Source organism: Curtobacterium flaccumfaciens UCD-AKU (assembly GCF_000349565.1).
Taxonomy (GTDB): Bacteria; Actinomycetota; Actinomycetes; order Actinomycetales; family Microbacteriaceae; genus Curtobacterium; species Curtobacterium poinsettiae.
Genome location: NZ_KB714617.1, coordinates 75,195 through 87,331 on the forward strand (window position 1 = coordinate 75,195; position 12,137 = coordinate 87,331).

The window sequence follows — 12,137 nt, forward strand, 5'->3', positions numbered from 1 at the left end:
GAGCCTGCCGTGTCGCGCGCGCCTTCCGCCCGCCGCGGGACGTCAGGTGCCGATGGCCTCGGACCACGCGCGCTCCAGGCCGGCGCGGTCCAGCAGCTCGGACGGACGGACCTCGAGGTCGTCGGCGACGAAGTAGAACACCGCGTCGACCTGGTCGAGCGGCCGTCCGGTGAACTCGGCGTACGCGACGCGGTACAACGCGAGCTGAAGGGTGCGACGAGCCAGGTCGTCTGCCCCCGAGGGAGCCTTGCCCGTCTTCCAGTCGACGACCTCGGCACGCCCGTCGATCTCGTAGACGGCGTCGAGCTTGCACACGACGCTGTGCCCGAGGAACGGGATGTGGATCTCGCGTTCGACCTCGATCGGTGTCAGCCCGGCCCACCGTGAGCGGGCGAACGTCGCCTGGAAGTCCGCGAGTCGGCGGGCGTCGTCGTCGGTGACCACGGCGTCCGGCGATGCGTCGACGAGGTCGTCGGCGTCGAGGTCGAGCTCGCCGTCCCAGACGTCGAGGGTCTCGAGCCTGCCACCGCTCCGCGCCCGTTGCTCCACCCACTGGTGGAAGAGCGTGCCGAGACGGGTGGCACGGTACGGTCGCTCGGGCATCGGCCGGCGGAGCCGCTCGGCCACGGAGTCGGGTTCGGTCAGGTAGTCCTTGAAGCCCGACGCCGGGACGCGGTGCGGGACGGCGACCGCGTGCTTCGTGTTCCGGGTGGCGTGCCGTTCGGCGAGCAGCAGGTCGATGTCGGCGGCGAAGCGCCCGGCGGCTCCGGGGTTCGCGTTCCGCACCCGCTCGGCCGCGGCCAGGACCCGCGGCGCCCGCTGCCCGAACGGCACGTGCGGCCAGGTCTGGGTCGCGCCGCTCTCCCCCATCGGGTTCTCGTCGTGCACCGTCGTCTCCGGGATCGCCGCGCCGTCGATGACGTCGGCGTCCACCAGGTCGCGCAGGTAGCGGCTCGGTTCAGTGGGTCGGACCCCGCCGGCCCAGAACGAGCCGGACACCAGCAGGTCGTGCTTGGCGCGGGTCAGGGCGACGTAGGTGAGCCGGCGTTCCTCGTCCTCGTTGCGGGCCTTCACCTGTTCCTTGAAGGCGTCGATCGCCGTGGTGACGTCCTTCTGGGTCTCCTGTCCGCGCCAGGCGAGCCGGGGCAGCTCCGCGGCGTCCCCGCGGAACTCGTACGGCAAACGGCCGAACCCGAGCCAGCCGGACGAGCCCTCCTGCGGACGCGCGGGCAGACCGCCCTCCACCATCCGGGGCACCGCGACGGCGTCCCACTCGAGCCCCTTGGACCCGTGGATCGTCAGGATCTGCACGGTGCCGGCCTCGGGCTCCTCGGAACGCGGGCCCATGTCGTCACGCCGGGCTGCGGCGTCGATCCAGCCGAGGAACGAGCCGAGGTCGGCGCGGTCGTCGGTCGACACGAAGCCGGCGAGCTCGTCGATGAAGGCGTCGAGGTACGCGCCGCTGCCCTGTTCGTGCGCGGCGACCTCGATGTCGAGTCGCATCTCCTGCACGACGAGCGTCACGAAGTCGACCAGGTCACTCCCCGCGCGTGAGCGGAGCATCGCGAGCTGCCCGCCGAGCGCGCGCATCCGGCTGCGACCGGCGGCGGTGATGCCCTCGAGCGCACCGTGCTCGTCGGGCGCGGTCGCGACGAAGTCGAGCGCGTCGACGATCGACCCGTGCTCCCCTGCGGCGACCGAGGCCCGGAACGCGGCGGTCAGGTCGTCGTCGAGACGCTGCTGGGTGTGGTCGCGCTGGAACAGCCACCGGGCGAGCTGGTGCAGGGCGACGATGTCCGCCGCCCCGACCCGCCACCGCGAGCCCGCGAGCAGCCGGATCAGGTCGTTGCCGGCCGCCGGGTCGTGCAGCACGCGCAGGCATGCCACCAGGTCGACGATCTCCGGGCGCTGGAGCAGTCCTCCGGTCCCGAGCACGTGGTACGGCACCCCGCGGGCACCGAGCGCCGCTGTGAACGCCGCGAGGTCCTTCCGGGCCCGCAGCAGCAGCGCCATCGAGCCCGCCGGGGCCCGCCGGCGGTGGTCCTGGAACCACGCCGCGACCTCGTCGGCCTCTTCCGGCAGGGTCTCGGGGAACACCACCCGCACGGTGCCGGCGTCGGCGCCCGGTCGCGGCGAGAGCCGTTCGACGTCGACCTCGGACGCCTCGGACAGCGGCGCCACGATCGCGTTCGCCCCCGCGAGCACGTCGACCGGGTTCCGCCAGCTCGTCGACAGCGCGAAGGTCACCGGCTCGGCCACGCCGGGTTCGTCGCCCCCGAAGTCGTGCGGGAACCGGGCGAGGTTCGCCGCACTCGCCCCACGGAACCCGTAGATCGACTGGTGTGGGTCGCCGACCGCCATCACCGAGTGCCCGCGGAACAGCCGGGCGAGGAACCGGGTCTGCACCACCGAGGTGTCCTGGTACTCGTCGAGGAGCACCACGCCGTACCGACTCCGCAGGTCGTCGACGACGCGCGGTGCCGACTCGGCCGCGGCGAGCGCCAGGGCGATCTGGTCGGAGAACTCCACGAACCCGCGGTCGACCTTCTGTCGACGGAACTCGGCGACCAGGTCGGCCAGGGGTTCGAGGGCGCCGATGGCGGCGACCGCGTCGGTGATCGCCTTGTACGGCTTGCCCCGGTTGCCGGGGAGTTCGAGCAGCTCGGAGAACTCGATGGCGAACCGGCGCAGGTCTTCTGGTTCGACGAGGTGTTCGGAGGTGGCGCCGGCGAGCGCGACCACGGCGGCGGTCAGGGTGTCGACGTCGCGGTCGAGTCCGGCGAGCCGGTCGTCGCGGGCGGCCACCACGACCCGACGGGCGAGCTGCCAGGCCGAGGGTTCGGTCAGCACCTGGGACTCGCCGTCGCGGCCGACGAGCAGGGCGTTCTCGCGGAAGACCGCGTTCGCGAAGGCGTTGTACGTCGAGACGGTGGGCGCTTCGAAGGCGTCCCCCGGGGTGATCAGCCCGACGTCCTCGAGCGCGCGGATGCGGTCGTTGATGCGGACCGACAGTTCGCCGGCGGCCTTGCGGGTGAAGGTCAGGCCGAGGACCTCGTCGGGGCGGACGAGCCCGTTGGCCAGCAGCCAGACCACGCGCGAGGCCATCGTCTCGGTCTTCCCGCTGCCCGCTCCGGCGACGACCAGCGCAGGCACGAGCGGCGACTCGATGACGGCGCGCTGCTGGGCGGTGGGACGGGGGCGGCCCAGCGCGTCGGCGATGGCGTCGGCACCGTGCCGGATGACGGGCGGCGCAGCAGCAGCAGCAGCCGTGTCGGTCGTCTCGGTCGGGTCGCTCACCAGGTCACCTCCGCCACCACGTGGATCCGGCACTCGACCCCGGTCCGGGCCTTCTCGCAGTGGTCGTCCACGTTCGCCACGAACGTCCGGCCGGCCATGCCCCGCGCCACACCGTGCAGGCGCTCGCGGTACGCCTCGCGCGCCTCGGCGTCGAACGCGTGCTGCGTCCGCTCCGAGAAAGCGTGGCCACCGCGGGGGTTCTGGACGAAGACCAGCCGCGCATCGGTCATCGGGGAGCCGGCGGGTACACCGTCGACCGCGCCGTCCTCGACCGCGAGTTGGTAGGCACCGAGCTGCGGGTGTTCCGGCATGTCGTTCTTCTCGCTGGGCATCGAGCGGCCGGTCTTCAGGTCGACGACGCTGACCCGGCCATCGGGGTCGACCTCGATGCGGTCGATGCTCCCCCGGATGCGTGCTGGACCGGTCACGAGCGCGAACGAGGTCTCGGCGCCGAGCAACTGGCGCCCGGCGCTGGCGAAGGTGCGGAGGTAGTCGCTCAGTCCCTCGATCATCCGCCGCGTCCGCGCGCGCTCGCGGTCGGCGACCCAGGGCGACTCGAACGTGAGCTCGTCCCACCGTGACTCGACCCGCTCCCACAGCGACTCGACGTCGATCTCGGTGGCGTGCTCCATCGCTTCGTGCACGATGGTGCCGATGCCCATCGCCGGGCTCGGGACACCGCCACCGAAGGTCTGCGCGAACCAGTGCACCGGGCACTCCTCGAAGGTGCCGATCCGTGACGGCGACACCGACACGGCCGGCGCGACGGGCTCCCCGCCCTCGACCTCGGGCACGGGCTCGGCGTCGAGGTCGACCAGGGGTTCGTCGGTGGTCGGCTCGGCGAGTCCGTACCACTCGTCCGGAGCCGCCCCGGGTACCTCTGCCTCGGCCAGGCGGGCCAACGCGGACGCGGCTTCGTGGTCGCCGGAGCCCACCACCCGTCGGCGCAGCGACCCGGCGAGCCCGCGCAGCGAGAGTGGATGAACGGTCGGCTGGCGGTCCGGCGGGACCGGGACGAGACGGACGAAGGGCGACGGTGACTCGTCGTCGTTCGCGACGGTGCCGATGACGACCTGCGTGGTCGCGCGGGACACCGCCCGGGCGAAGAGTCGGAGTTCGTCGGCGACGACGGCGGCGCGGTCGTCGATGGGCGAACGCTCGACACCGGCGGCCGCGCGCACCAGGCCGTCCGGGTCGAGCAGGCTGCCGCGCACCCGGGTGTTCGGCCAGACACCGTCCTGCAGGCCGAGCACCACGACCACGTCGCACTCGAGTCCGATCGTCGCCGAGGGGGTCAGCACCCGCACACGGCCGGCGGTCCGGTCGGGGCCGATCGAGTCCTCGGGCAGGTCGGCACCGAGCAGGTCGTCGACGAAGACCCGCGCGGGGGCGTCCGGCGTGCGCTCGACGAAGCGCTTGGCGGCGGTGAACAGGCCGACGACGGCGTCCAGGTGGCGGTCGGCCTCCCCCGCACCCACACCACCGGCGGCGGACTGGGCACCCCACGACTTCGCGAGGCCACTGCGTTCCCAGAGCCCCCAGAGGATCTCCTCGATGCTCGACCCCGCATCGGCGTCGGCACGCGCCTGTACCAGGCTCCGGGCAAGTCGGGTCGCACGCCGCGCGAACCCGGCGTCGACCGTCGCCAGTCGCTCCGGTGCGCCCAGCGCCTCGACCAGCAGTTCGTCGGCGGTGCGGCTGCCGTCGCCCGCGAGCTCCTCGCGCCGCAGTGCGAGCCGGAGTCTGCGCATCGCCAGGGTGTCGAGGCCGCCGAGGGGACCCGTGGCGAACGCGGTGGCCAGGGCGGCGTCGAGCGGCAGGACGTCGAGCGCCACCGCAGCCGCGTCGAGCAGCGCCCGCGCCGCGGAGTCGTCGCGCGGACGGACGGGCGCCGCGCCGGCGGTCGCCGGGACCTCGGCCACGGAGAGCGCCCGCACGAGTTCCGGGATGGCAGCGCCGCTCCGGGTGACCACGGCCATCCGGTGCCACGGCACGCCGTCCAGCAGGCGGTGTTCGCGGAGTCGACGAGCGATCGCGACCACGAGGGCGGACCGGCTGGCAGCCTCGAGGTGGACGACGGCGTCGGACCGCGCGTCCTGGTGGCTCGCCGCGGCGCTTCTCTGTCGCCCGGCCGCCGCGGTGCCGATGCGGCCCGTGATGCCGGAGACCAGGGCGCGGATCGGCGCGGGGTGCCGGTGCACGGCGCCGAGGAACAGCTCGTCGACGCGGTCCACCCCGAGTCGCACGGCGAGCCGTCCGAGCACGTCCGGTTCGGCGCCGCGGAACGCCGAGGCAGCGATGTCCGGGTCGCCGAACGCGACGATCTGCACCCCGGAACGCGCGAGGGCTCCGAGCAGGGCGATCTCGCCCTCCACCAGTTCTTGCGTGTCGTCGACGACGACCAGCCGCAGGGCGGCGATGCTCGCGGGGAGCTCGTGCCGCAGCACCGCGGCGGTGGCGTACGCCACGAGCTCGCCGGAGTCGAGTCCGGTCGGCCGGAACGCGGTGACCGAGGCGCGGTAGTCGTCGACGAAGTCACCCACGGCGTGCCACTCGGGTCGACCGAGCTCGTCGCCGAGTTCGCGCATGTCGTCGGGCTCGACACCAGCGGCGACAGCGCGCATCATCACGTCGCGGAGTGCGGTGCGGAACCCGGCGCGTTCACGGACGACCGCGGTGATCGGGTCGGGCCAGGCCGGACCGGCTGCGTCGAGTTCGTGCCCGGCGAGCAGGTCCGCGATGATCCGGTCCTGCTCGCCACCGGTCAGCAGCGTCGGGGGTTCCTGCCCCTGCACCGCCGCCGCGTGCGTGACGATCTGGAACGCCAGGGAGTTCACGGTGCGTGCGAGGGCCCCGGGAACGACCCGGTCGACCGTCCGCGCCAGTCGGTCGCGCAGCGCCGTCGCCGCTGTGCGTGCAGAGGTCAGTGCCAGGACCGTCGCGTGCCCGTCCGGGGTGATCGCATCGCGGCGGTGCAGGCGGTCGGCGACCAGGCGAGCGAGCGTGGTCGTCTTGCCGCTGCCCGGGGCGCCGATCACCGCACCGTGGCGGCCGTCCGGCAAGGCGAGCACCGCAGCCTGCGAGGGGTCGTCGACCAGTGCGCGCGCGAACCCGGTGTCTTCGGGAGCGGGCATCAGCGTGGTCTGCGGCACGCTCGTACGGTACCGAGGACCGCCGACAGCACCGCCCCGGACGCGCGGGGCACCGGTCGTCCGACCGCCCGAGTGCGCCCGCGGCGAACGGCCGATGCCGCACGGGACCGCTCGGATACGCTGTGCTCGTGGACATCAAGATCGGCATCATCAACAGCCCGCGCGAGATCGCGTTCGAGACCGCCCAGACCGCGGACGAGGTCGAGAAGGCCGTGTCCGAGGCGCTCACCGCGAAGTCGACGCACCTGTCGCTGCAGGACGACAAGGGCCGTCGCTTCATCGTCCCCGTCTCGGCCCTGGCGTACGTCGAGGTCGGCGCGGAAGAGGCACGGCGCATCGGCTTCGTCGCCTGACGACGTGGAACTGCTCTTCGCCGTCCTCGGCGGCATCATCATCGGCGCGGTCGCGCACGTGATCCTGCCGTGGCGGTCGAACCGCGGCGTGCTCGTCGGTCCCGCTGCCGGCGGCATCGCCGCAGCCGTCCTGTGGGAAGCGCTGACCTGGGCCGGGTGGCGGTACGACGGCACCTGGATCTGGGTCGTGGCCCTCGTGGGGGCCGGCGTGGTCTCGGTCATGGTCGAGTGGCTCCTCGGAACCCGGCGCGACAAGGGCGACGCCGCGTACTACGAGCAGCTCAAGACGCGCGGCGCCTGACACCCGAGCAAGCCCGACACCCGAGCAAGCCAACGATCGAGCAAGCGTGACGCTCGATCAAGCGTGAAGCTCGAGCGAGCCTGCCGCTCAAGCCGTCAGGCCGAGCGCGTCCATCCGTCGGGTGTGCGCGGCGATGAGCTCGGTCCAGACCGGCTCCAGTCGCTCCTGGTCCTCACGGGCGTGCGACGCCAGGGCGGACCGGGCGACGAGCAGGGTGTCGCCCACCAGACGCCGTCCCCACATCGCCAGGCGCGATCCGATCTGCGGGTCGTCCTCGATGTGGGCAGTGAGCTCCTCGACGACCGCCGCTTCCTCGCGCGCGTCGAACACCGAACGCAGCCGCTGCCGCACGTCGATCGGCAGCGAGCGGAGCAGGTTGCCGAACAGGTCGTTCAGGATGCCTGCCGTCACGTAGCCGGTGAGCATCGACTCGTACCAGTCGGCACCGCTCGTCCGTTCGAGGAACAGGTCGATCGCCTCGCGGTGCGGTGCCATCAGCGCCGCCGGGTCCCCGCCGGTCCGCTCGATCTCGGCCACGATCGTGCGGTGCCGCTCGAGCGCCGTAGTCGCGAGCACCCCGGTGACCAGACGGCCGGAGAGCGTCGGTGCCGAAGCACCGGCTCGTCCCATCGTCTCGTAGACGGAGAGCTGCAGGTAGGCAGCCTGCCCCAGGTAGACGTCGAGCTCCGGGGTGACGTCGTCGAGCGCGAGCCGCTTGACCTGTGCTGCTCCGCGCGGGTTCCGCGACGCGAGCCATGCGGCAGCGAGCTGCGCCGCGCGCTTCCGGTTCCACCACGACACCACCCGACCAGCATAGAGGGCACCCGCCGGTCACCCGCCCGACGCCCAGCGGCGCCAGCCGGTCACCCGCCCCGACGCCCAGCGGCACCCGCCGGGTGCCCGCGCCGACGTCCAGCGGCACCCCGGAGTGCCCCGGACCACGCGCCCGTCGGTAGACTGGCCCGGACTTCCACCAGAACTAAGGTGATTCTTTGACTTTCTCAGACCTCAACATCGACCAGGACATCGTCGATGCACTGGCCGGCAAGGGCATCATCGAGCCCTTCCCGATCCAGGAACAGACCATCCCGCTCGGCCTGACCGGCCAGGACATCATCGGCCAGGCCAAGACGGGTACCGGCAAGACCCTCGGGTTCGGCCTGCCGCTGATCCAGCGACTCGGTGCCGACCCGGCCCACGGTGTGAAGGCGCTCGTCGTCGTCCCGACCCGTGAACTCGCGGTCCAGGTCACCGAGGACCTCGAGCTCGCGGCGTCCAACCGCCCGACCACGGTCGTCTCGATCTACGGCGGCAAGGCCTACGAAGGCCAGGTCGAACAGCTCAAGGCCGGCGCCCAGATCGTCGTCGGCACGCCCGGGCGACTCATCGACCTGCAGCGGCAGCGTCTGCTCGACCTCTCCCACGTGCAAGAGGTCGTGCTCGACGAGGCCGACCGCATGCTCGACCTCGGGTTCCTGTCGGACATCGAGCGGATCTTCCAGGCGGTCCCCGAGGTGCGGCACACGATGCTGTTCTCGGCGACGATGCCCGCGCCGATCGTCGCGCTCGCACGACGGTTCATGAGCCGTCCGGTGCACATCCGGGCGACCGACCCGGACGAGGGCCTCATGCAGGCCAACATCAAGCACCTCATCTACCGCGCGCACTCGCTGGACAAGGACGAGGTCATCGCCCGCATCCTGCAGGCCGAGGGTCGCGGCAAGACCGTGATCTTCACGCGCACGAAGCGTGCCGCGGCGAAGCTGGTCGAGGAACTCAAGGACCGCGGGTTCAACGCGGCAGCGGTGCACGGTGACCTCAACCAGGAGCAGCGCGAGCGCGCCATGGCGGCGTTCAAGGCCGGCAAGCGCGACGTGCTCATCGCCACCGACGTCGCCGCCCGCGGCATCGACGTCGACGACGTCACGCACGTGATCAACCACACGATCCCGGACGACCCGGACACGTACCTGCACCGCGCTGGCCGCACCGGCCGCGCCGGCAAGACCGGCATCGCGGTCACGTTCGTCGACTGGGACGACCTGCACAAGTGGACGCTGATCGACAAGGCCCTCGAGTTCGGTATCCCCGAGCCCGTCGAGACCTACTCGTCGTCGCCCCACCTGTTCGAGGAACTCGACATCCCCAAGGGCACCAAGGGCCGTCTGCCCGGCTCGTCGTCGCACGCGGCTTCTGCCGGTGCCCCCGCCGAGAAGCGCAGCAGCGACCGCCCGGCGACGGGTTCACGTGACGCGTCGCGTTCGCGGTCGCGCAGCCGCACCCGGTCAGGAGGCTCGGAGCAGTCCGCCCCGCAGGCTCCGGCAACCGAGTCGGTCGCCCCCACGGCCGTGGCTGGCACCGAGGACGGCTCCGCCGCCGAGGGTGGTTCCACCGACGGCGCCGCGAAGCGTCGCCGCCGTCGCCGCCGTCGCGGCGCCGGCACCGGCGATGCCTCGGCGACCGCCTCGGCACCGCAGGGCACGTCGGACGGCGAGTAGCGCCTCCAGACCGAAGGGCCCGTCGCTGACGCGACGGGCCCTTCGTCGTCCCCACCTGCCCCCCCCCGAGCGAGGTGTGTCGCTTCGGTGAGACGAGCCTCGGGTCAGGACAGGCGCGAGCCGGAGCCGACCACGGGGGCGCTGCCCGTGGCCTGGGCGACGATGGCGTCGAAGGACACGCGCGCGGTCCGGTGCTCCCCCAGCCGGTTCGGCTTGCCGGTGCCGTGGTAGTCGCTCGAACCGGTGACGAACAGGTCGTAGCGGGTCGCCCAGTCGAGCAGGGTGCGCTTGCCGTGCGCCAGGTTCTCGCGGTGGTCGACCTCGAGACCGCCGAGCCCGGCGTCGACCAGGGAGCGGAGCATCGGTTCGTCGATGACGATCCCGCGCGACGACGCCGCCGGGTGCGCGATGACGGGCACGCCGCCTGCCTGCCGGATGAGCTCGACGCCCCGCAGGGGCGACGGTGCCTCGTGGGGTTCGTAGTAGCCGGACGCCGGGTGCAGGATGCCGCGGAACGCCGCCGACCGGTCGGACTCGAGCCCACGGGCGACCAGGGCGTCCGCGATGTGCGGGCGGCCGATCGTGGCGCCGGGGCTGGACTGGGCCAGGACGTCGGCCCAGGTGATCGGGTGGTCCTCGGCGATGCGGTCGACCATGCGGTGCGCGCGCGAGAGCCGACCGTCGCGGATGCGGGTCGTCTCCTCGACCAGACCGGGGTGCTCGGGGTCGACCAGGTAGCCGAGCACGTGCACGCTCCGGTACCCGATCCGCGTGCTCAGCTCGAGCCCCGGCAGCAGGGTCAGGGGCAGCTCGAGTGCCGCGGTCGTGGCGTCCGCCCACCCGGCCGTCGTGTCGTGGTCGGTCAGCGCGACGGCGTCGAGTCCGGCGGCCGCGGCTGCTCGCACGAGCTCCGCGGGACGCTCGGTGCCGTCGGAGACACTGGAGTGCGCGTGCAGGTCGATGAACGGGTCTGGCACGTGGCCAATGCTATCCACAGGTGAGCGGCCGCACAGGCCGGGTGTCGTCCGGCGGTGCGATGATGGACGCATGGCCGACACGACTCCCCGCGCGACGAGCAACCGATCCACGACCCCCGGGTCCTCGACCTTCAAGGACTTCATCGGGTCGCAGTGGGCCGAGCGCGACGAAGCGCAGCCCGAACCCCGCGAGCAGGCCGCGTTCGCCGCCGAACGTCGCGCCCGCATCTCCGAGCTGCACCCGGGCCGCACGATCGTGGTGCCCGCCGGACAGGCCAAGGTCCGCTCGAACGACTGCGACTACCCGTTCCGCCCGCACTCCACCTTCGCGCACCTGACCGGCTGGGGCACCGACACCGTCGTCGGCTCCGTGCTCGTGATGACGCCGAACGGCTCCGGGCACGACGCCACGCTGTACTTCCGCGCCACCGCGGGCCGCGACTCGGAAGAGTTCTACGCCAATCCCGAGATCGGCGAGTTCTGGGTCGGGCCGCGCCCCTCGCTCGACGCCGTCGCCGCCGACCTGGGGCTGGCCACGGCCGACCTCGGTGCGTTCACCCCCGTCGCCGACGCGCTCGACGCCTCGGCGCTGCTGGTGCGCGAAGCAGACGACGACCTGACCCGGTCGCTCGACACCCGCATCGGTGCGGCGATCGGTGGCGTCGACGAGACCGACGACTCCCCGGCGACCGACGACCTGCTCGCCCGCGACCTGTCCGAGCTCCGACTGGTCAAGGACGCGTACGAAGTCCGTGAACTCCGCAAGGCCGTCGACGCCACGAAGCACGGGTTCGACGACGTCATCGCCGACTTCGACGCCGTGCTCGCCCACCCGCGCGGGGAGCGCATCGTCGAGGGGACGTTCAACCGGCGGGCCCGCGCCGACGGCAACACCGTGGGCTACGACACCATCGCCGCTTCGGGCCACCACGCCTGCATCCTGCACTGGACCCGCAACGACGGCGCCGTGCAGCCCGGCGACCTCATCCTCATCGACGCGGGGGTCGAGGTCGACTCGTTCTACACCGCCGACATCACCCGCACGCTGCCGGTGAGCGGCACGTTCTCGCCCGTGCAGCGCATGGTCTACGAAGCCGTGCTCGAAGCCGCCGACGCCGCCTTCGCGATCGTCAAGCCGGGCATCACGTTCCGCCAGGTGCACGCCACCGCGATGCAGGTCATCGCGCGGAAGACCGCCGAGTGGGGCTTCCTGCCGGTCTCGGCCGCCGAGTCGCTCGAGCCGGACAACCAGTTCCACCGCCGCTACATGGTGCACGGCACGAGCCACCACCTCGGCCTCGACGTGCACGACTGCGCGAAGGCCCGCCGCGAGATGTACCTCGACGGCACCGTGCAGGCCGGCATGGTCTTCACGATCGAGCCCGGGCTGTACTTCCAGCAGGACGACCTGACCGTGCCCGAGGAGTTCCGCGGCATCGGCGTCCGCATCGAGGACGACATCCTGGTCACCGAGGACGGCGCCGAGAACCTGTCCGTCGGCATCCCCCGGACCCCCTCGGAAGTGGAGGGGTGGATCGCCCGTTCCGGCCGCTAGCGTG

8 protein-coding genes are annotated in these 12,137 nt (G+C 72.5%); 4 read left to right on the forward strand and 4 right to left on the reverse strand.

Annotated elements, in window-relative coordinates:
* Window positions 1-42: 42 nt before the first annotated feature.
* The gene (locus H489_RS27850) at window positions 43-3,297 is read right to left on the reverse strand and encodes an ATP-dependent DNA helicase (protein ID WP_017887037.1); all 3,255 of its coding nucleotides are present in this window, start codon (window positions 3,295-3,297) and stop codon (window positions 43-45) included.
* Entirely contained in the window at window positions 3,294-6,449 is a 3,156-nt protein-coding gene (locus H489_RS27855) for a UrvD/REP family ATP-dependent DNA helicase (RefSeq protein ID WP_017887038.1), read from the reverse strand. Before H489_RS27855 ends, H489_RS27850 begins: the two co-directional genes overlap by 4 nt.
* A 128-nt stretch (window positions 6,450-6,577) precedes the next feature.
* On the opposite strand from H489_RS27855, the gene H489_RS27860 reads away from it, so the two are divergent.
* Window positions 6,578-6,802 carry a DUF3107 domain-containing protein gene (locus tag H489_RS27860; protein ID WP_031259670.1) on the forward strand — a complete coding sequence of 75 codons (225 nt, stop codon included), beginning with the start codon at window positions 6,578-6,580 and terminating at the stop codon, window positions 6,800-6,802.
* A gap of 4 nt (window positions 6,803-6,806) precedes the next feature.
* Window positions 6,807-7,103 carry a hypothetical protein gene (locus tag H489_RS0118950; RefSeq protein WP_017887040.1) on the forward strand — a complete coding sequence of 99 codons (297 nt, stop codon included), beginning with the start codon at window positions 6,807-6,809 and terminating at the stop codon, window positions 7,101-7,103.
* A gap of 87 nt (window positions 7,104-7,190) precedes the next feature.
* On the opposite strand, the gene H489_RS27865 is transcribed toward H489_RS0118950, so the two are convergent.
* On the reverse strand, window positions 7,191-7,904 hold the full coding sequence (locus H489_RS27865) for a ferritin-like fold-containing protein (protein WP_231564082.1): 714 nt from the start codon (window positions 7,902-7,904) through the stop codon (window positions 7,191-7,193).
* Window positions 7,905-8,095: 191 nt separating this feature from the next.
* On the opposite strand from H489_RS27865, the gene H489_RS27870 reads away from it, so the two are divergent.
* Window positions 8,096-9,601, forward strand: coding sequence for a DEAD/DEAH box helicase (locus H489_RS27870; protein ID WP_017887042.1), 1,506 nt, complete (start codon window positions 8,096-8,098; stop codon window positions 9,599-9,601).
* A 104-nt stretch (window positions 9,602-9,705) separates the two neighbouring features.
* Here H489_RS27870 and H489_RS27875 read toward each other — a convergent pair whose 3' ends face one another.
* Window positions 9,706-10,578 carry a PHP domain-containing protein gene (locus H489_RS27875; RefSeq protein ID WP_017887043.1) on the reverse strand — a complete coding sequence of 291 codons (873 nt, stop codon included), beginning with the start codon at window positions 10,576-10,578 and terminating at the stop codon, window positions 9,706-9,708.
* A gap of 70 nt (window positions 10,579-10,648) precedes the next feature.
* On the opposite strand from H489_RS27875, the gene H489_RS27880 reads away from it, so the two are divergent.
* Window positions 10,649-12,133, forward strand: coding sequence for an aminopeptidase P family protein (locus tag H489_RS27880; RefSeq protein ID WP_017887044.1), 1,485 nt, complete (start codon window positions 10,649-10,651; stop codon window positions 12,131-12,133).
* Window positions 12,134-12,137 lie beyond the last annotated feature (4 nt).

Bases quoted from the DNA above. Each gene is read 5' to 3' on its own strand.
- H489_RS27880 (WP_017887044.1), top strand. From the start codon at position 10,649: ATGGCCGACACGACTCCCCGCGCGACGAGCAACCGATCCACGACCCCC.